This is a genomic window from Gammaproteobacteria bacterium (assembly GCA_035501935.1).
Lineage (GTDB): Bacteria > Pseudomonadota > Gammaproteobacteria > JAJPIJ01 > JAJPIJ01 > JAJPIJ01.
On record DATJVC010000017.1, the window covers coordinates 74,271 to 96,763 of the forward strand.

General features: G+C 61.3%; 26 protein-coding genes. 20 read left to right on the forward strand and 6 right to left on the reverse strand.

Features of this window, described 5'->3' with window-relative positions; genetic code table 11:
* Positions 1-339 precede the first annotated feature (339 nt).
* Complete coding sequence (locus VMH34_04440; protein ID HTT08019.1) at positions 340-1,575, forward strand: MFS transporter; 1,236 nt, start codon at positions 340-342, stop codon at positions 1,573-1,575.
* Positions 1,576-1,578: 3 nt separating this feature from the next.
* Here the strand turns inward: VMH34_04440 and VMH34_04445 are convergent, their stop codons facing one another.
* A complete protein-coding gene (locus VMH34_04445; protein HTT08020.1) occupies positions 1,579-2,181 on the reverse strand; it encodes an ABC transporter substrate-binding protein in 603 nt (200 codons plus the stop codon).
* Between the two features lie 413 nt (positions 2,182-2,594).
* Here VMH34_04445 and VMH34_04450 point away from each other — a divergent pair, with 413 nt between their 5' ends.
* The 18 genes from VMH34_04450 (at position 2,595) to VMH34_04535 (ending at position 18,116) form a co-directional block, all read left to right on the forward strand.
* The gene (locus VMH34_04450; protein HTT08021.1) at positions 2,595-4,088 is read left to right on the forward strand and encodes a multicopper oxidase domain-containing protein; all 1,494 of its coding nucleotides are present in this window, start codon (positions 2,595-2,597) and stop codon (positions 4,086-4,088) included.
* Positions 4,089-4,093: 5 nt separating this feature from the next.
* Positions 4,094-4,501: a hypothetical protein gene (locus VMH34_04455; GenBank protein ID HTT08022.1), complete on the forward strand. Its 408-nt coding sequence runs from the start codon at positions 4,094-4,096 to the stop codon at positions 4,499-4,501.
* A gap of 7 nt (positions 4,502-4,508) precedes the next feature.
* Entirely contained in the window at positions 4,509-5,678 is a 1,170-nt protein-coding gene (locus tag VMH34_04460) for an NnrS family protein (protein ID HTT08023.1), read from the forward strand.
* A gap of 91 nt (positions 5,679-5,769) precedes the next feature.
* The gene (locus VMH34_04465) at positions 5,770-6,222 is read left to right on the forward strand and encodes an archease (protein ID HTT08024.1); all 453 of its coding nucleotides are present in this window, start codon (positions 5,770-5,772) and stop codon (positions 6,220-6,222) included.
* A 66-nt stretch (positions 6,223-6,288) separates the two neighbouring features.
* Positions 6,289-7,656, forward strand: coding sequence for an RtcB family protein (locus tag VMH34_04470; GenBank protein HTT08025.1), 1,368 nt, complete (start codon positions 6,289-6,291; stop codon positions 7,654-7,656).
* Positions 7,657-7,681: 25 nt separating this feature from the next.
* On the forward strand, positions 7,682-8,920 hold the full coding sequence (locus tag VMH34_04475; GenBank protein ID HTT08026.1) for a CapA family protein: 1,239 nt from the start codon (positions 7,682-7,684) through the stop codon (positions 8,918-8,920).
* Positions 8,921-9,035: 115 nt separating this feature from the next.
* Positions 9,036-9,683 carry a phosphoribosyltransferase family protein gene (locus VMH34_04480; protein ID HTT08027.1) on the forward strand — a complete coding sequence of 216 codons (648 nt, stop codon included), beginning with the start codon at positions 9,036-9,038 and terminating at the stop codon, positions 9,681-9,683.
* Complete coding sequence (locus tag VMH34_04485; protein ID HTT08028.1) at positions 9,680-10,342, forward strand: alpha/beta hydrolase; 663 nt, start codon at positions 9,680-9,682, stop codon at positions 10,340-10,342. The genes VMH34_04480 and VMH34_04485 overlap by 4 nt, the downstream gene beginning before the upstream one ends.
* Positions 10,339-11,382, forward strand: a complete 1,044-nt coding sequence (locus VMH34_04490) for a hypothetical protein (GenBank protein HTT08029.1) — start codon at positions 10,339-10,341, stop codon at positions 11,380-11,382. Before VMH34_04485 ends, VMH34_04490 begins: the two co-directional genes overlap by 4 nt.
* A 295-nt stretch (positions 11,383-11,677) precedes the next feature.
* Entirely contained in the window at positions 11,678-11,971 is a 294-nt protein-coding gene (locus VMH34_04495; protein HTT08030.1) for a hypothetical protein, read from the forward strand.
* A gap of 38 nt (positions 11,972-12,009) precedes the next feature.
* Positions 12,010-13,389 (forward strand): F0F1 ATP synthase subunit beta, encoded by a 1,380-nt coding sequence (gene atpD, locus VMH34_04500; GenBank protein ID HTT08031.1) that lies wholly within the window; start codon positions 12,010-12,012, stop codon positions 13,387-13,389.
* Complete coding sequence (locus VMH34_04505; GenBank protein ID HTT08032.1) at positions 13,386-13,796, forward strand: F0F1 ATP synthase subunit epsilon; 411 nt, start codon at positions 13,386-13,388, stop codon at positions 13,794-13,796. Before atpD ends, VMH34_04505 begins: the two co-directional genes overlap by 4 nt.
* Positions 13,797-13,804: 8 nt before the next feature.
* Positions 13,805-14,098, forward strand: coding sequence for an AtpZ/AtpI family protein (locus tag VMH34_04510; protein ID HTT08033.1), 294 nt, complete (start codon positions 13,805-13,807; stop codon positions 14,096-14,098).
* A gap of 4 nt (positions 14,099-14,102) precedes the next feature.
* Complete coding sequence (locus tag VMH34_04515; protein HTT08034.1) at positions 14,103-14,771, forward strand: F0F1 ATP synthase subunit A; 669 nt, start codon at positions 14,103-14,105, stop codon at positions 14,769-14,771.
* Positions 14,772-14,775: 4 nt separating this feature from the next.
* Entirely contained in the window at positions 14,776-15,042 is a 267-nt protein-coding gene (locus tag VMH34_04520; GenBank protein HTT08035.1) for a F0F1 ATP synthase subunit C, read from the forward strand.
* Positions 15,043-15,051: 9 nt separating this feature from the next.
* On the forward strand, positions 15,052-15,801 hold the full coding sequence (locus tag VMH34_04525) for a F0F1 ATP synthase subunit delta (protein HTT08036.1): 750 nt from the start codon (positions 15,052-15,054) through the stop codon (positions 15,799-15,801).
* On the forward strand, positions 15,791-17,272 hold the full coding sequence (locus tag VMH34_04530) for a F0F1 ATP synthase subunit alpha (protein ID HTT08037.1): 1,482 nt from the start codon (positions 15,791-15,793) through the stop codon (positions 17,270-17,272). The genes VMH34_04525 and VMH34_04530 overlap by 11 nt, the downstream gene beginning before the upstream one ends.
* A 1-nt stretch (position 17,273) precedes the next feature.
* Entirely contained in the window at positions 17,274-18,116 is an 843-nt protein-coding gene (locus VMH34_04535) for a FoF1 ATP synthase subunit gamma (GenBank protein ID HTT08038.1), read from the forward strand.
* 42 nt (positions 18,117-18,158) lie between these two features.
* Here VMH34_04535 and VMH34_04540 read toward each other — a convergent pair whose 3' ends face one another.
* The 5 genes from VMH34_04540 to VMH34_04560 all read right to left on the reverse strand — a co-directional run bounded on the left by VMH34_04540 (position 18,159) and on the right by VMH34_04560 (position 21,817).
* Positions 18,159-18,929 (reverse strand): glucose 1-dehydrogenase, encoded by a 771-nt coding sequence (locus tag VMH34_04540; GenBank protein HTT08039.1) that lies wholly within the window; start codon positions 18,927-18,929, stop codon positions 18,159-18,161.
* Between the two features lie 179 nt (positions 18,930-19,108).
* The gene (locus VMH34_04545; protein HTT08040.1) at positions 19,109-19,552 is read right to left on the reverse strand and encodes an OsmC family protein; all 444 of its coding nucleotides are present in this window, start codon (positions 19,550-19,552) and stop codon (positions 19,109-19,111) included.
* A 66-nt stretch (positions 19,553-19,618) separates the two neighbouring features.
* The gene (locus VMH34_04550; GenBank protein ID HTT08041.1) at positions 19,619-20,599 is read right to left on the reverse strand and encodes a ribose-phosphate pyrophosphokinase; all 981 of its coding nucleotides are present in this window, start codon (positions 20,597-20,599) and stop codon (positions 19,619-19,621) included.
* Positions 20,600-20,623: 24 nt separating this feature from the next.
* Complete coding sequence (locus tag VMH34_04555) at positions 20,624-21,157, reverse strand: flavin reductase family protein (protein HTT08042.1); 534 nt, start codon at positions 21,155-21,157, stop codon at positions 20,624-20,626.
* Between the two features lie 72 nt (positions 21,158-21,229).
* Positions 21,230-21,817 carry a nitroreductase family protein gene (locus tag VMH34_04560; GenBank protein ID HTT08043.1) on the reverse strand — a complete coding sequence of 196 codons (588 nt, stop codon included), beginning with the start codon at positions 21,815-21,817 and terminating at the stop codon, positions 21,230-21,232.
* Between the two features lie 251 nt (positions 21,818-22,068).
* Between VMH34_04560 and VMH34_04565 the strand changes: the two genes are divergently transcribed.
* Positions 22,069-22,473 carry an Hsp20/alpha crystallin family protein gene (locus tag VMH34_04565; protein HTT08044.1) on the forward strand — a complete coding sequence of 135 codons (405 nt, stop codon included), beginning with the start codon at positions 22,069-22,071 and terminating at the stop codon, positions 22,471-22,473.
* The last annotated feature ends 20 nt before the right edge of the window (positions 22,474-22,493 follow it).

Sequence of the window (22,493 nt, forward strand, 5' to 3'; positions counted from 1 at the left end):
TCCGGTCGCATCGAGATCTGCCGTTGTTTCAGAACAAACTCCCTCCATCTGGAGGAATTGGCGGGAGGCATCCGAACCCCGTGATAATGGCAGCGATCCTCAATCAGCATGTGACCCCCCTCTTTTTTTATCAACCCGGTTCAAAAACCAATTTAGTTGACATAAAAATAGCCAGCTTTCCGATCCGTAACTTGATCTGGATCAACATGCGCACCGATAATAAAAACCAGATTTTCACCGAACGATCCCACCGAAGGGCGGCAGCATCGAATCCGGGACGTTTCTCATTTTGAGGTGGATCATTTCCTCGCCTTGAGTTGGCAATATTCTCGACCATCCATGCCAAACGACGCCTTCAGAAAATCGCTCCAACTTTTGCGCACGAGACGGTTTGGTACGTTCTGGATCGCCAGTCTGCTTTCCAACATCGGCACGTGGGCCCAGCAAGTGGCCGAGCCGTGGCTCCTCCTCAGTCTCGGCGCGTCGTCATTTCTGATAGGTCTCGACTCGTTTGCGATGAGCGCACCGGTTTTCCTCCTGACGCTGGTGGGCGGTGTGCTGGCGGACCGCGCCGACCGCCGCCGTGTGATTGCGTCCTTCCAGTCGATTCAAATGCTGTGTCCGACGCTGATCGTGGTGCTGCTGTTGGCCGGTACGATTCAACCGTGGGTGATCATCGTGTTGTCGCTGGTGGTGGGCGTCACGGACGCGCTTTCCATGCCGTCATTTCAATCGATTGTGCCCTCCATCGTCGAGCGCGAACAGATCCCCGCAGGGATCGCGTTGAATTCAACCCAGTTCAATCTTTCCCGGATTCTTGGGCCAGCCGTCGCCGGCGTCTTGATGGCCAGCGTTGGGGCCGTGGGGGCATTTACAGTGAGCGCGGCATCATACCTGCCGTTCATTATGGTCGCATTGTGGATACTGCCGCACCGGGGGATCGCGCTGTCCGACGGTGGTGGCTTCGTTCGCAGCCAGCTGTTCGCCGGCGTGCGCGAGATCGCGCGCGAACCGTCTCTGCGCGGTGCGCTTCTTACGGTGCTCGTGACCAGCACGCTATGCGCGCCACTCATCACCTTTTGTCCGGTGATCGTGAAGGATGCCTTCCATGGCGATATCGGTCACTTCAGCATCACGATTGGCGCCTTTGGCGCCGGCGGCCTGCTCGGCGCCATCGGACTGCTCGCGGTCGACCCGAAACGCGATCGCCGGCCGCTCAGTTCATGGTCCGCAGCCGGCTATGGGGCGATTCTGGTATTCGCTGCGCTCAATCCGTGGTCCTGGGGGTTGCCGGCGGTCTTCGTGTTTGCAGGCATGTCGATGACCGCGAGCAATGCTTCGGCGAATGCCCTGTTGCAGGCCACGGCGCCGGCGCGGATCCGCGGTCAGACCGTCAGCCTGTTCATGCTGGCCATGCGTGGCGGCGTCTCGCTTGGCAGTCTGCTGACCGGCGTATCGGTGAGTCTGATTGGTGTGCGCGAGGCCTTGTTGATCAACGGGGTTCTCGCGGTGATGGCAATCATCGCCGTCGGGAGGGCGTGGCTTCGCTCGCCCTTGCCCGTTTCGCCGGCATGAGCCTCAGAGCAGCTGATTGTGGGCTGACAGGGTGCTGATCAGGCCGTCGATCCCCAGTGTGGAGATTTCCTGATCAAACATGACGCGGTAATTCGCCACCAGGCTGACGCCATCGACCGCCACATCGAAGACCTTCCATTCCCCGTTTTGCTGATGCAGCCGGTAGTCGATCGAAACGGGCGAACCCGCATCCTTGATCACCTGGCTCCTCACCGTGGCGACATTGGCGTATTGTTTCACCTGCTCGGAAAGATACGCGATCTTTTCCTTGGCATACTGTTGAAGAGTCGTCGCGTAGGTTTTCACCAGCAGCTTGCGGAACTCAGTGACGAAGTTTTCCTTCTGCTCGGCGGTGGCGCTGCTCCAGTGCTCGCCGAGCAGCTTCTGCGACATCTGCTGAAAGTCGATATGCGGGACGATTAAATGATCGATCGTGTCATAGGCCGATTGCGGGTTTTCCCCGGCGTCCGCCCCGCGCAGCACCTGGAGAACCTGGTCAGTGGTCGAGACCACCACATTCTCCGGCGTCAGTGATGCCGCCTGTACCGCTACCGGGCAGACGGCGACGACTGCGAATAATTGAATAACCCACAATAGCTTTTTCATGCTCACCTCTCTGCTGGACTGCCAGTCCTTCAATTTGAATTGGGGATGCGGCGATATGAAATCAAGGGTCGCCGGCTCTTCAGATTCCGGGCCGCCGGGTCGCGTTCAGGATCGGTTCATCTAGCCCGTCCCCGCCGGTGCTTTGCTCGGGCATACATATATATATATGTGTCGTGGCGTAGTGCCCCGGTCTTCCTGACCTCAAGGTGAGACAGCATCATGGTTGTATAGTTTCAAAAGCAGCCCGGGAACTCCCATCGGGGATCCGGAAGCCCCAAAGCCAGGCGGGCGCGACTCCGCGGGACATCCCGAATGATCTGTCCTAAACTTGCGGGGCCACCGTCGCCTCGTGCTTTCGTCGTTTGGTCGACTGTGCAACACCCGGCATCATTCGGAGGAATGGAGGACCGCGCATGATCACGTCTCGCCTGCTTTCATGTCTCGCCTGCTCGTTCATAGTGGTAATTTTGTTGCTCGCCGGCTGCGAAAAAAATCCGTTTGCGGCGACCAGCGCCTATGACCCCGGCAGGATGGACTTGAAACCGGCGCCGGCCAGGGTGACATCGGAGCGCCACACCGGCGCCTTTGCCGAGGGCGCGGCGCTCAGTTTCGGCGCCGAGTTGAAGCCGCTCGATCCCTCGCCGGTGAAGAGCGTCCGGCTCGACACCACGCATAAGATCATCGAAATCGCCCCCGGCGTGAAATTCAGCGCCTGGACCTTCGGCGATCAGGTGCCGGGGCCGACGATCCGCGCCCGCGTCGGCGATCGCATCAAGTTCAGCATGACCAATCGCAGCGACGAGGCGGCGCCCGGCTTGCGCCTGACCGCCGCGCCCATGATGCACTCAATGGACTTTCATGCGGCCATGGTCTCGCCGCAGGACAAGTACCGCTCGATCGCACCGGGGCAGACGATGGAGTTTGAATTCACGCCCAACTATCCGGGCGTCTTCATGTACCACTGCGGGACACCGATGATTCTGGAGCACATCGCCTCGGGCATGTACGGGGCACTCATTGTCGAACCGCGCGAGGGCTATCCCACGAAGGTGGACCGCGAGTACGTCGTCATCCAGAGCGAGTTCTACGCCAGGCCCGATCCCGAGAACCGCAAGGTGGACGGCGAACCGCTCTACGTGCTCGACGGCGAAAGCGTGCGCAAGGCGACGCCCAACTACACCGTGTTCAACGGCGTGCACAATGGCATGGTGAGAAAACCGCTGAAGGCCAGGCCGGGCGAGCGTGTGCGCCTGTTCGTGCTCAACGTCGGGCCGAGCAGGACCTCGAGCTTCCACGTTGTCGGCACGATCTTCGATCGCGTATGGATGGACGGAAATCCCGACAACCAGTTCCGCGGCATGCAGACGGTGCTGCTCGGATCCTCCAGCAGCGCCATCGTCGAGTTCATGATCCCGGAGGCCGGCCAGTACATCATGGTGGACCACCATTTCGCCAATGCCTCGCAGGGCGCGGTCGGCCTCATCGACGCCGGCGGCAAGCCCGGGGAAAAGCAGGACATCGAGCATCACAATATGGCGGCCACGGCCACGCCAGACGATCCGGAGGCGGTGAAGGGCAAGCTGGATTTCGAAAGCAAATGCCTTGTCTGCCATTCCATCGGCCAGGGCAGGAAGCTGGGCCCCGATCTTGCGGGCGTCACCCGGCGGCGCAGCGACGAGTGGCTGGTGAAATGGTTGAAATCGCCGGAGACCATGCTGCAATCCGATCCCGACGCGCAGGCGATCCTGAAGGAGGCGAACAATTTCCCCATGCCGAATCAGAATCTGTCCGAAAACGACATCCGGCAATACATCAAATATTTCCACTGGTCCGACGAACATCTTGGCGCGCCGGCTGGCGCAAAACCCGCCAGCGGTGCGGCTGAATCAAGCGAACGCGCGGAATGACGATTGTGCGGAGACATCCCGCAGCCATCGTTGCTCTGCTGATTTCCGCGGGCATCAGCCCGGCCTTCGGCTGCGGCCACTGCGTCGAGGATAAAATCGCGGCGGTATACGACTACGAGATGGTGAACAGGGCGGCGGCCGCGGGACACGCAATCGCCTATTGCCTCATCGAGGGCCGCCTGATGACGGATGAAACGCGGCAACGGGAAATTGTGCGCTCGTTGGAAGCGACAGCGGGGGTGGATCCCGGCACGACGCGCGTTTCACCGGAAAACGCGGCGCTCGCTTTTGCCTTCAATGCAACCGAGGTGCCGCTTGATGCGGTATTGCGGACGGCAAACGGTCTTCTTGCCAGGAAGGGGATCAACCTCGTGCCGATCCGGGTCGTGGACAGGCCGGCGGAATTCAAATGAGCGGCTGATGTCTTTTCGGGCGCATCCAGTCTGGGCTTTGGGGTTCCGGCCGTTTTTTCTGCTCGCGGCGCTGGCCGCCGTCGTGTGGATGCCGCTGTGGTCGCTGATCTACGCCGCCGTCCTGCCGCTGCCGATGCATTTCTCGGCGCCGGTATGGCACGGCCACGAAATGATCTTTGGCTTCACCGCCGCCGTTATCGCGGGGTTTCTGCTGACAGCGGTGCCGAACTGGACCGGTGTGCCGGGACAGCGGGGCGGCATCCTGGTGGCATTGTCCGCGATCTGGCTTGCCGGCCGCGCGGTGATGCTGCTGAGCGGATGGCTGCCGGCGTGGCTGGTCGCAATCGTTGACACAGCTTTCTTTCCGGCGGTGGTATGGGCCATCCGTCCATCCTTGGTCGCCGCTGGAAAGGCGCGCAATTTCCTGTTCCCGCGGGTGCTGCTGGCGCTGGCCGCCGTTGATATGCTGATCCATCTGGGAGGCATGCGGATGGTTCCGATCGGCGAGGAAGTGGGCCTCAAGGCGGCGATCGATCTGGTGACCCTGCTGATGGTGGTCATGGGCGGGCGCGTCGTGCCCAGCTTTACCGCCAATGCGGTCGGCAGTCCGCCGCGCCAGTCTAATTGGACCGACCGCTGGTCGTTGTACGCCATGCTGGTGTTGACCGGGCTGGAGTTCGCCCCCGTCATGGCGGGGGCGCAGGGCCTGGCGGCGCTGGCGGCCGGCGTGGTCAATGCCTGGCGCATGCGTGGCTGGCAGACGATCAAGACGGCGGGACAGCCGATATTGTGGGTGCTGCACCTCGGCTACGCCTGGGTGGTGATCGGGCTGCTGCTGAAGGCGGCGGCATTGCTGACGGACTGGGTGCGGTGGCAGGACGCCATCCACGGACTGACCGCCGGCGCCATCGGCACCTTTACGCTCGGCATGATGTCGCGGGTGGCGCTGGGCCACACCGGCCGGCCGCTCAAGGTCAGGCCGGTCATCGCCATCGCCTATCTGATGATTTCGCTGGCCGCGATCCTGAGGATTATCACCCCCGTGGGCCTGTCTGCGGCCACCATTGTGGCGATGACCCATGTAGCCAGCTGTCTGTGGGCGGGAGCGTTTCTGATTTATTTGATCGTCTATGCACCCATGCTGCTGCGTCCGCGCGCCGACGGCCGCCCCGGTTGAGAAGCGCGGGAAGGTAAATAGCGCGGATTTGAACAGGCGATGGCAAGCGCATGGATGCGATGCAAACAAATGACAGGACGGGCAGCACGCGATGACGAATGTAGTTGAAAATAAGACGCCGGCCGGGACCGGCCATTGGGAGCATTTTCCGCATGAGGCCGACATGGGCGTGCGTGGGTTTGGGGCGACCAGGGACGAAGCCTTCGAGCAGGCGGCGCTGGCGCTGATGGCGGTGATCGTGGATCTCGATACCGTCGAGCCGCATGACGAGGTCGCACTTTATTGCGAGGCGCCCAACGATGAGTTGCTGTTCGCGGAATGGCTGAATGCCCTTGTCTATGAGATGGCCGTGAACAAAATGCTTTTCAGCCGGTTCGCCGTTCGCATCGACGGCGGCAAACTGAACGCGCGGGCGTGGGGTGAACGCATCGACATGGAGAGGCACCGGCCGGCCGTGGAAATCAAGGGCGCGACCTATACCGCCCTGCGTGTCTCCCGGGACGCCGCCGGCGAATGGATGGCGCAGACGGTCGTGGACGTTTGAACCGTGGATTTCGGCCTGTTAAAGCGGCGGTCAGAACATGAATGGGAGATCGCCCCACATGGGGACATGCGCGTGCCCGCGATCATTTATGCCTCGGAGGCGCTGGTGCGGGACATGGACCACAAGGTTTACGAACAGCTGGTCAACGTGGCGACGCTGCCCGGCATCGTGCAGGCTGCCTACGCCATGCCCGACGCGCACTGGGGCTACGGTTTTCCGATCGGCGGCGTGGCGGCGTTCGATCCGGATGCGGGCGGCGTGGTGTCCGCCGGTGGCGTAGGCTTCGACATCTCCTGCGGCGTGCGCTGTCTGCACACCGGGCTTCTGCGCGCCGACATCATGCCGGTGCAGAAGGAACTCGCCGACATGCTCTACCATCGCATCCCGGCGGGGATGGGCAGCACCGGCGCCATCCGCCTCAATGCCGAGGAGATGGACGCCATGCTCGTCGGCGGCGCCCAGTGGGCGGTGGCGCAGGGCTGGGGCACCGCGGCGGATCTCGAACGCACCGAAGAGCGCGGACTGATGCGGCACGCCAGACCGGCCAACGTGTCATTGCACGCGAAAAAACGCCAGCGCGATGAGATGGGGACGCTGGGCAGCGGCAATCACTACCTCGAAGTGCAGGAGGTCACGGCCGTGTACGATGCGGCGGTCGCCGGGGTCTTCGGCCTCAAGCAGGGCGACGTCGTGGTCATGATTCACTGCGGTTCGCGCGGGCTCGGCCATCAGATCGGCACGGAGTTCTTGAAGCACATGACGATCGCGGCGGGCGATTACGGCATCCGGCTTCCCGATCGCGAACTCGCCTGCGCGCCGATCAATTCGGAAGTCGGCCAGCGGTATCTCGGCGCGATGCGCGCCGGCATCAATTGCGCGCTGGCCAACCGGCAAATCCTGACACATCTGGTGCGCGAGGCGTTTGCCGAGGTTCTGCCGCGGGCGGGCATGCCGTTGCTCTACGACGTCTCCCACAATACCTGCAAGGTCGAAACGCATCGGATCGGCGGCGTTTCCCGAGAACTGTTCGTCCATCGCAAGGGCGCCACGCGCGCCTTCGGGCCGGGACATCCCGACATCCCGGAGCCGCTGCGCGCCGCCGGGCAGCCGGTTCTGATCGGCGGCTCCATGGGCACCGGATCCTACGTGCTGACCGGCACTGCGGCGTCCGAGGAATTGTCCTTCAGTTCCGCCTGCCACGGGGCCGGGCGGGCCATGAGCCGCCATCAGGCCTATCGCACGTGGAAGGGCCGCCAGGTGATCGACGAACTGGCGGGGCGCGGCATCCTGATCCGCAGCCCCTCGGGACGGGGCGTCGCGGAAGAAGCGCCGGGGGCCTATAAAGATGTATCGGCGGTGGTGGATGCCGCCGATGCAGCGGGGCTGGCACGCAAGATCGCCCGCGTCGAGCCACTCATATGTATCAAGGGATAGGCCGGGGACGCTCCCGGCAGCGCGGATGAAGGGTCGTGATCGAATTCACCGACCCATCTCTGGAGATCGCCGGCGTTTTCTGGCCATGGCCGGGCGCGCGCTGCTCGGCGGCCTGCTGACGCGCGCGGCGCTGGCGATGGCGGCGGCGGAATCAACGAAGGATGTGACGCTGTTTCTGTGCGGCGACGTGATGACCGGCCGCGGCGTCGATCAAATCCTGCCACATCCCGGCAACCCGCGCCTGCATGAATTCTATATGCATTCCGCGCTCGGCTATCTCGAACTGGCGGAGGAGGCGACGGGGCCGATCAAGCATCCCGTGGACTTTGCCTACATCTGGGGCGATGCGCTGGCCGAACTCGAACGCCGGCAGCCGGCGGTGCGGATTATCAATCTCGAAACCGCAGTGACCACGAGCGATTCCGCATGGCGCGGCAAGGGCATCCATTACCGCATGCATCCGGCGAACGTGCCGTGCCTGTCGGCGGCGCGGATTGATTGCTGCGGCCTCGCCAACAATCACGTCATGGACTGGGGAATCGAGGGTCTTGAGGAGACCCTGACAGTGTTGCATGCCGCCGGCATCAAGACACCCGGTGCAGGACGCAACTGGACCGAGGCATCGGCGCCGGCCGTCTTCGAGCTGCCGTCAGGCAGCCGCGTGCTGGTCTTCGCCTTCGGCAGCGGCACTGCCGGCGTATTTCCGGCATGGCTCGCCACGGAAAATCGGCCCGGCGTGAATGTGCTGGACGATTTTTCCTCCAGGTCGCTACAGGACGTCCGCCGGCGAATCGCCAGCGTGAAACGCAGCAGCGACGTTGTCGTGGTGTCCCTGCACTGGGGCGACAACTGGGGCTACGACGTGCCGCGGGACCAGATGGAGTTCGCTCACGGCCTGATCGATGTCGCGGGTGCGGACATTGTCCACGGCCATTCATCTCACCACCCCAAGGCCATCGAGGTTTATCGCGACAAGCTCATTCTCTACGGCTGCGGCGACTTTATTAATGACTACGAGGGCATCGGCGGCTACGAATCGTACCGCTCCGATCTTACACTGATGTATTTCCCCACCTTCGATCCCGGCACCGGACGGCTGCGGCAACTGTCGTTGACGCCAATGCAGATTCGCCATTTTCGGGTGAATCGCACGGGTGGGGAGGACATGCACTGGCTCGAGGCGATGCTGAACCGCGAGGGGCGCCGGTTTGGCACCCGTTTTCGGCTTGCGTCCGACGGTTCACTGGCGGCAGAGTGGCGTTAGCGGGGGGGGTGCCCGCCGGACCGGCTCCGCCGGGATCCACCGCCGGATTGATTCAAATCAATGTCGGGGTTCGTCACGCCGTTATACTGAAAATCATCCAGCGGAAAATCGCCTCATGCGTTTCAAAGATCGGGCCGATGCGGGACGCCGTCTCGCTGCTCTATTACAGAAATATCGGGGCAAGGAGGGTGTGGTCTTTGCCCTGCCGCGCGGCGGCGTGCCTGTGGGCGCCGAAGTGGCGCGCGCACTCGACATGCCGCTGGATCTCATCATTGCCCGCAAGATCGGCCACCCCGACAATCCCGAATACGCTATCGCCGCCGTCACCGAAACCGGAGAACTGGCCGCCAATCCCCAGGAGGTCGAAGGGGTGAACGAGGACTGGTACCGGCGGGCGGTGGTGGCGGAACGGCAGGAGGCGCAGCGACGGCATGGGCGCTATCTCGGTGACCGGCCCGGGGTCACGGCCGAGGGCCGGGTGGCCATCGTGGTGGACGACGGAATCGCGACTGGCCTCACCGTGACCGCCGCCATCAAGGACGCGCGGCGGCGCAAACCGTCACGCCTCGTGCTGGCGGTCCCCGTGGCCCCGCGTGACACTGCCGGCCGGCTGTCGCGCATGGTTGATGATTTCGTCGCGGTCGGCACGCCGGAGTATTTTCTGGGCGCGGTGGGGGCGTATTACGACGATTTCAGGCAGGTCACGGACGAAGAGGTCGTGGCGATCCTTGCCGGCACTCCCGCGGCGGGGGCGGCCGCATGACGGCGCCGACAGAAACCAGCGTAGGTATTCCACTCGACAACGCCATGCACGCGGGCGATCTGTACATGCCCGCGTCCGGCGCCACCGGTATCGTCCTGTTCGCGCACGGCAGCGGCAGCAGCCGCCGCTCGCCCCGCAATCGCATGGTTGCCGGCGCGCTGCACGAAAAGGGGCTGGCCACGCTGCTGTTCGATCTGCTGACCGAGTCGGAGGATCGCGATTACGAAACGCGTTTTGACATCGAATTACTGACGCGCCGGCTGGTGAGCGCCACGGACTGGCTCGGGCGACAGCAGCGATTGCGCGAACTGGCCATCGGCTATTTTGGCGCCAGCACGGGCGCAGCGGCGGCGCTCAGGGCTGCAGCTGCGCTTCCCGACCGCATCCATGCCGTGGTATCACGCGGCGGCAGGCCGGATCTGGCAATGGCGGATCTGCCGGAGGTGCGCGCGCCCACCCTGCTCATCGTCGGCGGCGCTGACTGGCAGGTGCTTGAGTTGAACCGCCAGGCGCACGCCCGCCTCAATGCGGTGAAATCGCTTGAAGTCGTTCCGAACGCCACCCACCTTTTCGAGGAGCCCGGCGCTCTTGAACAGGTGGCGCTTCTCGCCGGCGCCTGGTTCCGCAAATATCTGGGGAAGACAGCGGCGCCATCGTGAATCGTGAATATCGCGCGGCCGATTCAAACCGGGGACTCGCGGCCAAAGTCGACCGGCTGCGGCAGCCGCAGGCGTACGCGGATCGGCCAGACGCCGTTATCGTCATCGAAACGCACATGTCGTGGGTGTTCCTGGAGGGACATTTCGCCTACAAGCTGAAAAAGCCGGTGCGCGAGCCGTTTCTCGATTACAGCACCCTGCAATTGCGCGAACATTATTGCCATGAAGAAGTACGCCTGAACCGGCGTCTTGCTCCCGGCGTTTATCAGGGAGTGGTGCCGCTCACGAAAGACGCGGGCGGGCAGCTGCAACTCGACGGCAAGGGCGAGGTCGTTGAATGGCTGGTGAAGATGCGACGGCTGCATCGTGACGACATGCTGGACAACGTCATTCGGGACCGGGCTCCGCCGGAAGGGCAGATCCGCCGCATCGGTGAAATGCTGGCGGCCTTCTACCGGGAGCAGCCCGCGGTCGGCATGAGCGGAGAGGATTACAGCCGGCGCTGCGAGGCGGCGGTGCTGCTGAATCAGGGGCTGTTGTCCGATCCCCTGCTCGAACTGCCCCACGATCAGATTAACGCCGTCCACGCCGCCCTGCTGTCCGTGTTGCGGCGGGCACGGAACCAGTTTGCCGCGCGCGCCGCCCGGATCGTCGAGGGCCACGGTGATCTGCGTCCGGAGCACATTTGCCTGGAAACGCCACCCGTGATTTTTGATCGGCTCGAGTTCAACCGAGAATTCCGGCTGCTGGATCCCGTGGACGAATTGTCCTATCTGGCGATGGAATGCGAGCGCTTCGGCCGGGCCGAAATCGGTGGCCGGGTGCTGGATATTTATGCCGAATACGCCGGCGATCAGCCCCCATCAATGGTCCGCGAGTATTACATGGCCTACCGCGCCAGCCTGCGCGCGCGACTTTCGGCCATGCACATCCGCGATCGTCCCCGCACCGCCTGGCCCCGCTGGTTGACGCAGGCGGGAAACTATCTGCGGATCGCGCAGGAGCATTGCCGCGCCTTTTCCAATTGCCAGGCATCATGAGAACGAAAAAATTCATCAAATGGCACGATCAAGGCCTCATCTTGATGAGTCTCCGGGCCTTTGATCGGCATATCGCAAAACGAAAACATGCCACCAATTCGATTCGTAACGGACTAAGATGATTAGCACCAGTAAATGTCAAATGACTGTGTGGGTGTCTGAGTAATATGTTCAAATCGCACGAGCTGCAGCGAGCTTATCCAAGACGGGGAGCTGTAGGTGGATGACGTTGATAATGCTGGATTTAGTCAAAATACATCGATAGATTGTGAAAAAATACTCCGGAGAGAAGGTTATGCCCCAGATTGATCAGGTAGTCGAACAGAGAATTCTGGAATATGAATCGAGACTCAAGCATATTGATGAACTCCTCAGGCGGGCCCACGGGGCATCGCCCCCGCCCGAGGTCCACGGCGAACTCGCGGAGTTAAAGGGGAAACGGGAGACGCTCGCCAACGAAGTCGAGGCATTGAAACGGAAGCCACCTGAAGACTGGCGAAAAAAGGAAATAACCTCGACGGGTCCGCTGGCGGTTTGGGACATCGTCGCGCAGCAGTTGGAGAAGCTGGTCGAACGGCTTGGGGGATGAAGCAGACACTCTCAACCCACACAATCCATCAGAGAAAAATGCCCCCAAGCTTGCCTACTGTCGGATGGATTGAGGCGGTCCATGGACCAGTGGTTGATATTGCCTGTAAGGTCCTGCCCCCGATGCATCGGGCCTTGTGCAGCAAGGTCGATCACGAAACCTACAAGTTTGAAGTTCATCAGCACCTTGACGAAACGCATGCGCGCGCGATCACCCTGCACCGTACCGCAGGGCTGCGCCGGGGCACCCCGGTGTTCGATACCGGTTCTACGCTCCGTATACCGGTTGCCCCGGAATGCTTGAACCGCCTGCTCAACGTCTTCGGTGAGCCGCTGGACGGCGCTCCGCCGATCCCCGAACAGTTATTTCATGACGTCCTTGCCAAGCCACCGCCCCTGCACGAGACGCGGGCGGCGACCGAGATACTGGAAACCGGCATCAAAGCCATCGACCTGCTCTGTCCCTTTATTCGCGGTGGCAAAACAGGGTTGTTCGGCGGTGCCGGCGTGGGCAAGACGGTGCTCATCATGGAATTCATGCATGCCATCGTGAAGCTGCATCACGGCGTGTCGGTCTTCGCCGGGGTCGGCGAACGCATCCGCGAGGGCCACGAATTGTGGCGCGAGATGGAAAGCGCCGGCGTCATGCCGCACACATTGATGGTGTTCGGACAGATGGACGAATCTCCGGGCGTGCGCTTTCGCGTCGGCATGAGCGCGCTCGCCTATGCCGAGTACCTGCGCGACAGCATGGGCAAGGAAGTCCTGTTCCTGATGGACAATGCCTACCGCTTTGTCCAGGCCGGCAGCGAAATCTCCGGCCTGCTGGGGCGCATGCCGGCCACGGTCGGCTACCAGCCGACATTGATGACCGAGGTCGCCGAGCTGGAGGACCGCATCATCTCCACGACGCGCGGCAACATCACCTCGGTGCAGGCGGTTTACGTGCCCGCCGACGACATGACCGATCCAGCGGTGAGCACCCTCCTGAATCACCTCGACACCACGGTCATCCTGGCACGCTCACAGGCGGCGCTGGGCATCTACCCGGCGGTGGACCCATTGCAATCGGGCAGCAAGATGATGGATCGCCACGTCCTCGGCGACAGGCACTACACGCTGGCGGAGGGCGTGCGTGAACATCTGGCCCGCTACCGCGAACTGGAGGACATTTTGACGATGCTCGGAATCGAGGAGCTGTCCGAGAAGGATCGCCGCATCGTATTGCGCGCGCGCAAGCTGCAGCGTTATCTGTCACAACCGTTCCACGTCGTGAGCGAGCATACCGGCATCCCCGGTACATCCGTGTCGCTGGCTGATACGCTGGACGATTGCGAGGCGTTCCTGCGCGGGGACTACGATCAGGTGCCGGAGGAGCGGTGTTATATGCGCGCCAGCATGAAAGGCGGCCACGCATGAACACTTTTGCACTGCACCTCGAAAGCGCGACGCAATACGAGCGGATCAACAATGTAATCAGCTTCGTGGGAGAGGATGCATCCGGCAGCTTCGGCATTCTGCCCGGGCATGCCCGTATGATGACCTTGCTGGAGTTCGGACTGGCCCGCTTTCGTATCGCCGATGAAGACTGGCAATACCTGGCCGTCCCGGGGGCCGTCTTGTACCAGCAGGACAATCAACTCCATGTGTGTGCGCGACGTTATTTGCGGGGAACGGATTACGAACTCATCAGCACCGCATTACGCGAGCAGCTGCTGGTGGAAGAGGAATCCCTGCGCGCGGTGAAGCAAAGTTTGCGTCATCTAGAAGAGGAAATGTTCAAGCGTCTCTGGAAGCTGCAGCATGGCGGTGAGGCGGCACTGTAGGCACGGCCATGGAACTGGATACCCGGGACAGCAACAGCGAGCAACGACGGCTGGAAAACCGCATCGACCGGCAGGTCGAGCGTATGAAGCTTGCTGAGAAAAACCGGCGCACGATCCTAAGCCAATCCGTCTATCTCGGCACCCTGGGGTTGTTGTTCGTGCTGCCGGTGATCGCCGGCGCCTACCTGGGCAGCTGGCTGGACGAACGTTTGCAGCATTTCGCCGTCCATTGGACAGTCAGCATGATTTTCCTCGGCATCATTATCGGCGCGGTGAATGTTTATTTTTTCATCCGGGAGTAGCAACATGCCGGGCACCAACGGCCTTCATCTGGGCCCGATTACGGAAACGGTGATCACGACATGGGGCATCATGGCGGCGCTGTTCATCGTGTGCCGGCTTTTGACGCGTCGCATGCGCAGGGATCCAGGCCCATGGCAGGTCGCGCTGGAGGGCATCGTCTCCAGCATCGAGGATGCCATCGCCGCGGTGCTGCCCGATCACGCCGTCCAAGTGATGCCTTTCGTCGGTACGCTGTGGATCTTCATCGTGATCGCCAACCTCACCGGCATCGTGCCGGGCTTGAGCGGACCCACCGGCGATTTGTCGCTGACCACGGCGCTGGCCATCCTGGTGTTTCTCTCGGTGCACTGGTTCGGCATCCGCATTCACGGCCTGCGCAACTACCTGCACCATTATCTCGAGCCGAACCCGATTCTGCTCCCATTTCATGTCATCAGCGAAATCTCACGCACGGTCGCGCTGGCCGTGCGTCTGTTCGGCAATATCTTCAGCCTGGAGATGGCGGCGTTGCTGGTACTGCTGGTTGCCGGATTCCTGGCACCCGTCCCGGTACTGCTGCTGCACATCGTCGAAGCGCTGGTGCAAGCCTACATCTTCGGCATGCTCGCATTGATATACATCGCCGGAGGAATTCAGTCTCTGGAACCCAAAGCAACGCACGAGAAGGAGTGACATTATGAGCGATATGGCCTTGTTTACGATTCTTTCCACGGTAGTCGCCGCCCTGGCCATCGCCATCGGCGCGATCGGCCCGGCACTGGCGATGGGACGCTCCATCTCCCAAGCGTTGGACGCGCTGGCGCGCCAGCCCGAGGCGGAAAAGTCGATAACGCGCACGCTGTTCATCGGTCTGGCGATGATTGAATCGCTGGCGATCTACGTGCTGGTCATCGCGCTGATCATTCTTTTCCGCAATCCGCTGCTGGAATACATGCTCAAGTAGGTGCCCGCCATGCAACTCGACTGGCTTACCTTCATCCTCGAGATCATCAACTTCCTGGTCCTGATCTGGATCCTTCAGCACTTTCTGTACAAACCGGTATTGCAGGCCATCGCCCGGCGCAAGGCGGCCATAGAGAAAACACTGGCCGATGCCAACGCCAAACAGACCGATGCCCGGGGACTGGAGCGAAAATATCGAGAGCGGCTTTCCGAGTGGGAGCGGGAAAAGGAAAGGCTTCGTATGCAGGCGCTCCAGGAGATCGAGACTGAACGTATGCACAGGATGGCGGCATTGCAGCAGGCACTGGACCAGGAACGCGAGAAACGCCGCGTCGTGGAGGAACGGCAACGGGAAGAGCTCCGGAATCAGTCGGAGGAGGAAGCCGTCTCTCACGGGGCGCAATTTGCCGCACGATTACTGACGCGCGTCGCGACCCCCGGACTGGAAACGCGGCTGGTGGAAATGGCACTGGAGGATCTGACCGCCCTTTCCCAGGACCGGCTGCAGTCCATACGCGCCGCCTGTCAGAACGCGGGCCACGCGATGAAAATCACCAGCGCCTTTCCGCTTTCGGAACTGCAGCGCCAGGCCATTATCCGGGGAGTTCGCAGCGTCGCCAATGCCGACGTCGCGGCGGAATTTGATGAAGACAAGGGATTGATGGCGGGACTGCGCATCAGCATCGGCCCCTGGGTATTGCACGCCAACCTCCAGGACGAGCTGAAATTCTTCGCCACAGCGGAACGTCATGTCGCCTGAAAAGCGAAACGCAGGCGCCGGGGGTCCGGAGTGGCTGCGGCGGTATCGTTTCGGTCTGCGGGTGACCGAACAGGGCTCCATCCTGTCTATCGGCGACGGCATAGCGCAAATCCATGGTCTGCCGTCCGCGGCCATGGACGAAGTGCTTCACTTCGAGGACGGCAGCCGGGCGCTGGTTTTTTCACTCAACGCGGACGCGCTCGGTGCGATTCTTCTGGAACAGGGCGCGGCGCTGACCGCAGGTTCCACCGCGCATCTGTCCGGTCGGCGTCTCGGTGTTCCCGTGGGGGATGCGCTGCTTGGACGCGTGGTCGACCCGCTGGGTTCCGCGCTTGACGGCGGGTCGCCGCCGAAGTCCACCGGTCGGCGCGATCTGGACATATTGTCGCCGCCCATCCTGGCGCGCGATTTTGTCAATGCACCACTGTATACGGGCAACAAGATCGTCGATGCCCTGATCCCCATCGGCAAGGGACAGCGGCAACTGCTCATCGGCGATAATGGGCTCGGGAAGAGCGCGCTCGCCATCGATGCGGTAATCAACCAGCGGGACAAGAACGTACTGTGCATTTATGTATTGATTGGCCAGAAACGATCGACTGTCGCGAGTACCATCGAAACCCTGCGCAGGGCCGGCGCAATGGATCACACCGTGCTGGTGGTGGCGGAGGCTACGACGACGCCCGGCCTCAAATATCTGGCGCCGTTCGCCGGTTGCGCGGTGGCGGAGTTCTGGATGGGACAGGGCCGGGACACCCTGATCGTCTATGACGATCTCACAACCCACGCGCAGGCCTATCGCGAACTGTCGCTGCTGCTGCGGCGCCCACCCGGACGCGAGGCCTATCCCGGCGACATTTTTTATCTTCATTCGCGGCTGCTCGAACGTTCCACGCGTCTGGCGGCAGGTCACGGCGGCGGCAGCATGACGGCGCTGCCCATCGTGGAAACCAGGGAAGGCGAGATTGCCGCTTACATTCCGACCAACCTGATATCAATCACGGACGGACAGATTTATTTCGACCCGAATCTGTTCGCGGCCGGGCAGTTGCCCGCGATCGACGTCACTCGATCGGTTTCCCGCATCGGCGGCAAGGCGCAGCACCCGCGCATGAGGGAAGAAGCGGGGCGCATGAAGCTCGATTACCTGCAATTTCTTGAATTGGAGGTTTTTACCCGCTTTGGCGCGCGCCTGGAGGCTTCCATCGAGGCCCGGATCAAGCGCGGGCGGGTCTTGCGCGAACTGCTGAAGCAGGATCGTCTTTCTCCGTTGACGATCGAAACCCAGATGGCATGGTTGGTCGCGTTCAACGCCGGGCTCTTCGACAATCTGGACAGCACCGGCATTGCGGCCGCTCTTTCCCGATTCCCGGATCGGGTGCGGGACAGCGGCCTTACGCTTGGCGACAGCCATGGGGCGTGGCTGCAGGCGGTGACAAGATGGGTGTCTCCTTCGAGCCGGACAGATTGACATGAGCAAACGCCGGGATCTCGAACGACGCATTCACGGCTTGGGCGAAATCAAGGAAATCATGAATGCGATGAAAAATCTCGCCCTCATGGAGACGCACAAGCTTACGAGATTCCTCGCCACTCAGCATCGCGTAGTCGAGGATATCCGTGCGGCCGCCGAGGATTTTCTGTCTTTCCACGCGCAGTTTTTTTCAGAAAACAAAATAACCCGCGACGTCTTTTTGCTCATCGGCAGCGAGCGGGGATTTTGCGGCGATTTCAATGATGCCATGCGGCGTTACCTGAACGGCCATTCGCCGGGGATCGGCGCCCCCGCGCTCATTGTTGTCGGAAGCAAATTATCGTCCAAACTGGCGGACGATCGGCGAGTGGTGATGCAGGTGGAGGGACCCGCCACGCTGGAAGAAGTGCAACCCGTGCTAAGGAAACTCGTGGAGGCGCTTGGGCATTGGCAGGCGATGCAGGCTGCGCCGTGCCTGCTGCGCCTGACCGTTTTTCACAACCAGCCCGGAGATGCCGGGGTGAAAACCACACTGTTGAACCCTTTCACCCATTGGGCGGCGCAGAAGCCGCGTCCCGGGCATGCGCCGTTGCTGAATCTCGATCCTCGGGTTTTCCTCACGCAACTGGCCGATCATTATCTGTTCGCGACGCTGCATGAGATTTTCTACAGTTCATTGATGGCGGAGAACCAGCGGCGCATACAGCACATGGATTCCGCCGTGCGGCGCATCGAACAAAAATCCTCGGAATTCCAGCGAAAACGAAACAGCCTGCATCAGGAGGAAATCACCGAGGAGATCGAAGTCATCATGTTGAATGCCGAGATGATGCGCACGTAATCTCGACGACTCATCTCCATCATCTGCCCGCCTTCCCGGCAATCAGCGTGCGGTGTAACCGCCATCAACCACCAGTTCGGTTCCCGTCGCGAATTTTGATTCGTCCGAGGCGAGATAAAGAACCGCATAGGCGGCATCCTCGGGCGTGCCCAGATGGCCGAGGGGATGCATCGCCACAAGTTCACGACGGGCCTGCTCGGGATCCTTCTGTGCACCGAGGAAACCATCCACCATGCGGGAGTCGAGAAAGCCGGGACAGACGCTGTTGATGCGGATGTTGTAGCGGGCAAGCGCGCAGTGCAGCGCCGCCGACTTGGTGAGCAGCCGCACGCCACCCTTGCTGGCGTCATAGGCCGGCAGGCGGCGGTCACCCACCAGGCCCTCGATGGACGACATGTTGATAATCGAGCCGCCGCCTCCCGGTTTCATGGCCTTGATGGCGTACTGCGTGCCGAGAAACACACCATCGAGGTTGACGCTCAAGACCCAACGCCAGTCCTTCAGGGTAATCTCTTCAATGTTCTTGCCAGCGCCGACGCCGGCATTGTTCACCAGCACATCGAGACGACCGAAGCGTTCCAGCGTTTTCTCGATCACCCGTTTCCAGTCTTCTTCCTTCGCGACATCATGCTCGATGAAGATGACCTCGCCGCCACCTTTCTCAATTGTTTCGATCACGGCCTCCGACCCTTCCGGCTTGCGATCGGTAATCACCACCTTGGCGCCTTCGCCGGCCAGGAGGATGGCGACGGCCTTGCCGATCCCCCGGCGACCGCCGGTAACCAGTGCCACTTTTCCTTGCAGTCGTTTCATGATGACTCCTCCGTATTCAGGAATGTTTCCGGGAATCGAACGTGATCGCCGCCTTCATTAAGACCACGGACCGGCACCCTTGTTCGCTGCCACCCAACAACGTGCCGCCGAAACCAGCCGCGCAGCAGCCTCACATTTCCCGGCAATCTCTGAAAACGGGATGGATCACCGTCGTACATTCATTCTTTCAGATTAGAGCGGATCACCGTTTCCGACGTCAGTGTTTGATGTACCGGACAACGGTTGGCGATTTCAAGCAACCGCTGGCGCTGCTGCGCATTCAAATCGCCCTCAAGTATGATTTCACGGGTGATTTCGTCCACCTTGCCGTCCTTTGACGTGCAATCGGCGCAATCCCGCGCATGTATCCTGTGATGGGACAGGCGCACGCGTACGCGGGTCAGTGGCAGTTGTTTCAACGTCGCGTACATGCGCAAGGTCATGCCGGTGCAGGCGCCCAGGCCAATCAGCAGATACTCGTAGGGCCCGGGCCCGGCATCATCCCCGCCCAGTGCTTGTGGTTCGTCCACGGTCAGCGTATGGCGACCGGTTTTCGCGGTCTGAACGTAGCGTCCGGACAAAGCCTCTTCCACTTCAACGACCGTGGCTCGTGGTGCATTCATAAATATTCACCTTATTGAAATACAGGCTGAAGCATCCTGCTGACGGCGGATGGAGCACCGCAATCGCTAATTTTCGAGCAATTCGACCAGTGAACCGCCATCGTGCAGCCGGCGGATGGCTTCCGCGAACAATTCCGCCAACGACAGAACCGTCACCCTCACTGCTGCCTCGGCGGATAGACGAAACGACGGCACGGAGTCCGTGACGATGACCTGATCCAGATCGCCGCCGCGTAGAATTTCCGCAGCCTTCCCCACGAACAGTCCATGTGCGGCCGCGGCGATCACGCGCGCGGCGCCCTGCGAGCGGCATGCCCGCGCGGCATGGGCCAGCGTGCCGCCGGTGCTCACAATGTCGTCAACGATGATGGCGCAGCCGTTGCCGACGTCACCGACCAGTCTCCCGGTGGTCATCACTCCCTTGCCACGCGTCTTTTCCATGACCGCGATGGGCACATCGCATTGCAGCGCCCGTATGAGTCTTCGCCGCAGTCGTTCGGCGCGTTTCATGCCACCCGCATCAGGCGACACGACGGCAATCTGCCGAACATCCGCCAGGGCCGAGGCAAAATGCCGGGCAAACAGCACGGACGTGTCAAGGTGTTCGACCGGGCAGCGGAAGGCATTCTGGAAGGCGCCCAGATTATGTACATCGAGCGCAACGAGCCGATTGATACCTGCCGCCTCGAACAGCGTGGCCACGTAACGGGTCGTGATCGGATCCCGCGGTTGGGTTCTGATGTCCTTGCGGGCGTAGCAGAGATAGGGGACGACGGCCGTCACCGATGCCGCCGAGGCATCGCGCAACGCGCCGATGAAGAATAGCAGCCGGCACAGCTTGTCATTGACGGTCTGGCTGCGGTCGCCGTAGAGCGATTGAATGACATATACGTCGCGGTTGCGGACATTGATCAACGGCCGCGATTTGTGTTCGCCATCCTCGAATTCGCGTTCTTCATGCGCGCCCAAGGGCAGGCCCAGCCGCTGCGCCACGCGGGCACCAAAATCATGGGATGCTTGCAGCGCGAAAATTACAGGGTCGGACATGACGTTTTCCAGGGCAAGTAGCGGCTATTTCATTTTGGAAGGCAGCTTGATCGTCCTGCCGGCGACCATGAAGGTGCCACCGCCGAGGTGATGAATCGTCCGCGGGCGCTTTCTTGTGGGGTCGATCCAAGCCCTGACGATTTCCATGATGAAGAAATTGTACTTGTTTGCCAGCCGCGCATCGATGACCCTGGCTTCGAGATTGGCGTAACACTGAGCGATGAGTGGCGCAGAGACGCGGGAAGCCGCTGTTGCGGTCAGGCCAAAGGTTTTGAATTTATCGATTTTCCTCCCCGATGTGTTGCCGCAGCCGACCGCCGCTTTCGCCAGTTCCTCCGTGGGAATGTTGATCACGCATTCTTTGGTCGCCATTAATGCCCGGAAGGTATGGTTCCGGTTGCTGATGACACAACCGACAATCGGCGGTTCGAAATCGATCATCGTATGCCATGACATCGTCATGATGTTGGTGCGTCCCTTGTGGGCCGTGGTCACCATCACGACCGGTCCCGGCTCGAGCAGGCGATAGACCCGCGACAGGGGAAATGTTTTTTTCATGCGCGTCATTGCGGCCGGTTCATCAACGGCTGCCGATCTGGGATGTTCATTGTCCAATCGAACACGGGGCCGTCACTTCCAGGCAAGGATTCTGGGTTCTTTTCGGGACGTCGCGGAACCCTTGTCACCAGGCACACCGACGATGATCGGGGCCACCGCCCGCATTCCGGCCGGGATGCCGAGTTCCGCCCGGATTTCCGGCGTATTCAGGCCGGTGACCGCCGAGCCGATGACACAGGTTCCGAGTCCCATCGCGCACGCGGCCAGCATCATGTTCTCCGCCGCCAGCCAGCAATCCGCGACCACAAATGGTCCCGACTCCGGTCCGCAGATGACGATGAGCGTACCGGCGTTGTAGAAGATGTTGAAATCCGGCTTCTCGAAGACGTCGAGAGCATGGCCTCCGCGGTCGAGATGGGTGCGATGCGCCTCTTCCAAAAAAAGCGCCTTTGAACGATCCGACAGGCGTCGGAGGGTTTTTGGATTCTGAACGACGACAAAGGACCATGGTTCCTGATGCACGGCCGTGGGGGCGCGCACGGCGGCCTTGAGCAGGGCATCGATGGTATCCCGGTCGAGTTTATCGGCGGTGTAGGAACGGACTGAACGTCGTTGCTGTATGGCGTCCTCAAGGCTGGGGGCTTTTGGAGACTTGGGCATAAGTATTCTCCGATGTTGTCAACTCGATGATCGGCCGCCATATTGATCGCCGCGTCCGGATGGATTTTTTAACGGTGTGCATGAAAATAATGCTAGATCACCATGTCGTTTGGTTCTATATCTTCACCTGACGTGGATCAAGTTCGAGCCAAATCCCGGGGGACAGCCTTCGCAATTTGACCTAAACTCTAAAAATTGGAAGAAAATTGGAAATCCCGCCAAACCTGCGGGAAATGTTAGGAATATAAGGCATGACTTCGCGTAATCCCGGCACAGAAATGCTGGCGGAGGCCCTGGAGCTTCTGAGGCAGGCCGATCGACTGCACCGGCAATTTTGCGATCTCCACCAGGCCGCCGGCGGCGGTCCCTGCTGGGAACCCCCGATCGATATCATTGAGAACGAGCGGGCCATCATCATCCTGGTGGCCCTGCCCGGCGTGGCGCCGGACGCGGTCAAGGTAGTGACTGATGGCGCCAGTGTGCGCATCGTGGCCGAGCGCCATATGCCCGCCGGCCCCGAGGATTTCATCCATCGCATTGAGATTCCACAGGGCCGCTTTGAGCGTCGCATCGAATTGCCGCCCGGCCGTTATGACGTGGCCGGGAGCGAGATTGCAAACGGATGCCTGGTATTGACGCTGGCCAAGCTGATTTGAGTTCAAGGTCGGGCATCCGT

Excerpts from the sequence above, each read along its gene's own strand:
- VMH34_04505 (HTT08032.1), top strand. The coding sequence starts at position 13,386 with ATGAACACTTTTGCACTGCACCTCGAAAGCGCGACGCAATACGAGCGG.
- VMH34_04520 (HTT08035.1), top strand. The coding sequence starts at position 14,776 with ATGAGCGATATGGCCTTGTTTACGATTCTTTCCACGGTAGTCGCCGCC.
- VMH34_04450 (HTT08021.1), top strand. The coding sequence starts at position 2,595 with ATGATCACGTCTCGCCTGCTTTCATGTCTCGCCTGCTCGTTCATAGTG.
- VMH34_04495 (HTT08030.1), top strand. The coding sequence starts at position 11,678 with ATGCCCCAGATTGATCAGGTAGTCGAACAGAGAATTCTGGAATATGAA.
- atpD (HTT08031.1), top strand. The coding sequence starts at position 12,010 with ATGCCCCCAAGCTTGCCTACTGTCGGATGGATTGAGGCGGTCCATGGA.
- VMH34_04560 (HTT08043.1), bottom strand. The coding sequence starts at position 21,817 with ATGCCCAAGTCTCCAAAAGCCCCCAGCCTTGAGGACGCCATACAGCAA.
- VMH34_04530 (HTT08037.1), top strand. The coding sequence starts at position 15,791 with ATGTCGCCTGAAAAGCGAAACGCAGGCGCCGGGGGTCCGGAGTGGCTG.
- VMH34_04465 (HTT08024.1), top strand. The coding sequence starts at position 5,770 with ATGACGAATGTAGTTGAAAATAAGACGCCGGCCGGGACCGGCCATTGG.
- VMH34_04510 (HTT08033.1), top strand. The coding sequence starts at position 13,805 with ATGGAACTGGATACCCGGGACAGCAACAGCGAGCAACGACGGCTGGAA.
- VMH34_04440 (HTT08019.1), top strand. The coding sequence starts at position 340 with ATGCCAAACGACGCCTTCAGAAAATCGCTCCAACTTTTGCGCACGAGA.
- VMH34_04475 (HTT08026.1), top strand. The coding sequence starts at position 7,682 with ATGAAGGGTCGTGATCGAATTCACCGACCCATCTCTGGAGATCGCCGG.
- VMH34_04480 (HTT08027.1), top strand. The coding sequence starts at position 9,036 with ATGCGTTTCAAAGATCGGGCCGATGCGGGACGCCGTCTCGCTGCTCTA.
- VMH34_04460 (HTT08023.1), top strand. The coding sequence starts at position 4,509 with ATGTCTTTTCGGGCGCATCCAGTCTGGGCTTTGGGGTTCCGGCCGTTT.
- VMH34_04485 (HTT08028.1), top strand. The coding sequence starts at position 9,680 with ATGACGGCGCCGACAGAAACCAGCGTAGGTATTCCACTCGACAACGCC.
- VMH34_04535 (HTT08038.1), top strand. The coding sequence starts at position 17,274 with ATGAGCAAACGCCGGGATCTCGAACGACGCATTCACGGCTTGGGCGAA.
- VMH34_04550 (HTT08041.1), bottom strand. The coding sequence starts at position 20,599 with ATGTCCGACCCTGTAATTTTCGCGCTGCAAGCATCCCATGATTTTGGT.
- VMH34_04545 (HTT08040.1), bottom strand. The coding sequence starts at position 19,552 with ATGAATGCACCACGAGCCACGGTCGTTGAAGTGGAAGAGGCTTTGTCC.
- VMH34_04540 (HTT08039.1), bottom strand. The coding sequence starts at position 18,929 with ATGAAACGACTGCAAGGAAAAGTGGCACTGGTTACCGGCGGTCGCCGG.
- VMH34_04565 (HTT08044.1), top strand. The coding sequence starts at position 22,069 with ATGACTTCGCGTAATCCCGGCACAGAAATGCTGGCGGAGGCCCTGGAG.
- VMH34_04515 (HTT08034.1), top strand. The coding sequence starts at position 14,103 with ATGCCGGGCACCAACGGCCTTCATCTGGGCCCGATTACGGAAACGGTG.
- VMH34_04470 (HTT08025.1), top strand. The coding sequence starts at position 6,289 with ATGCGCGTGCCCGCGATCATTTATGCCTCGGAGGCGCTGGTGCGGGAC.
- VMH34_04525 (HTT08036.1), top strand. The coding sequence starts at position 15,052 with ATGCAACTCGACTGGCTTACCTTCATCCTCGAGATCATCAACTTCCTG.
- VMH34_04555 (HTT08042.1), bottom strand. The coding sequence starts at position 21,157 with ATGAAAAAAACATTTCCCCTGTCGCGGGTCTATCGCCTGCTCGAGCCG.
- VMH34_04445 (HTT08020.1), bottom strand. The coding sequence starts at position 2,181 with ATGAAAAAGCTATTGTGGGTTATTCAATTATTCGCAGTCGTCGCCGTC.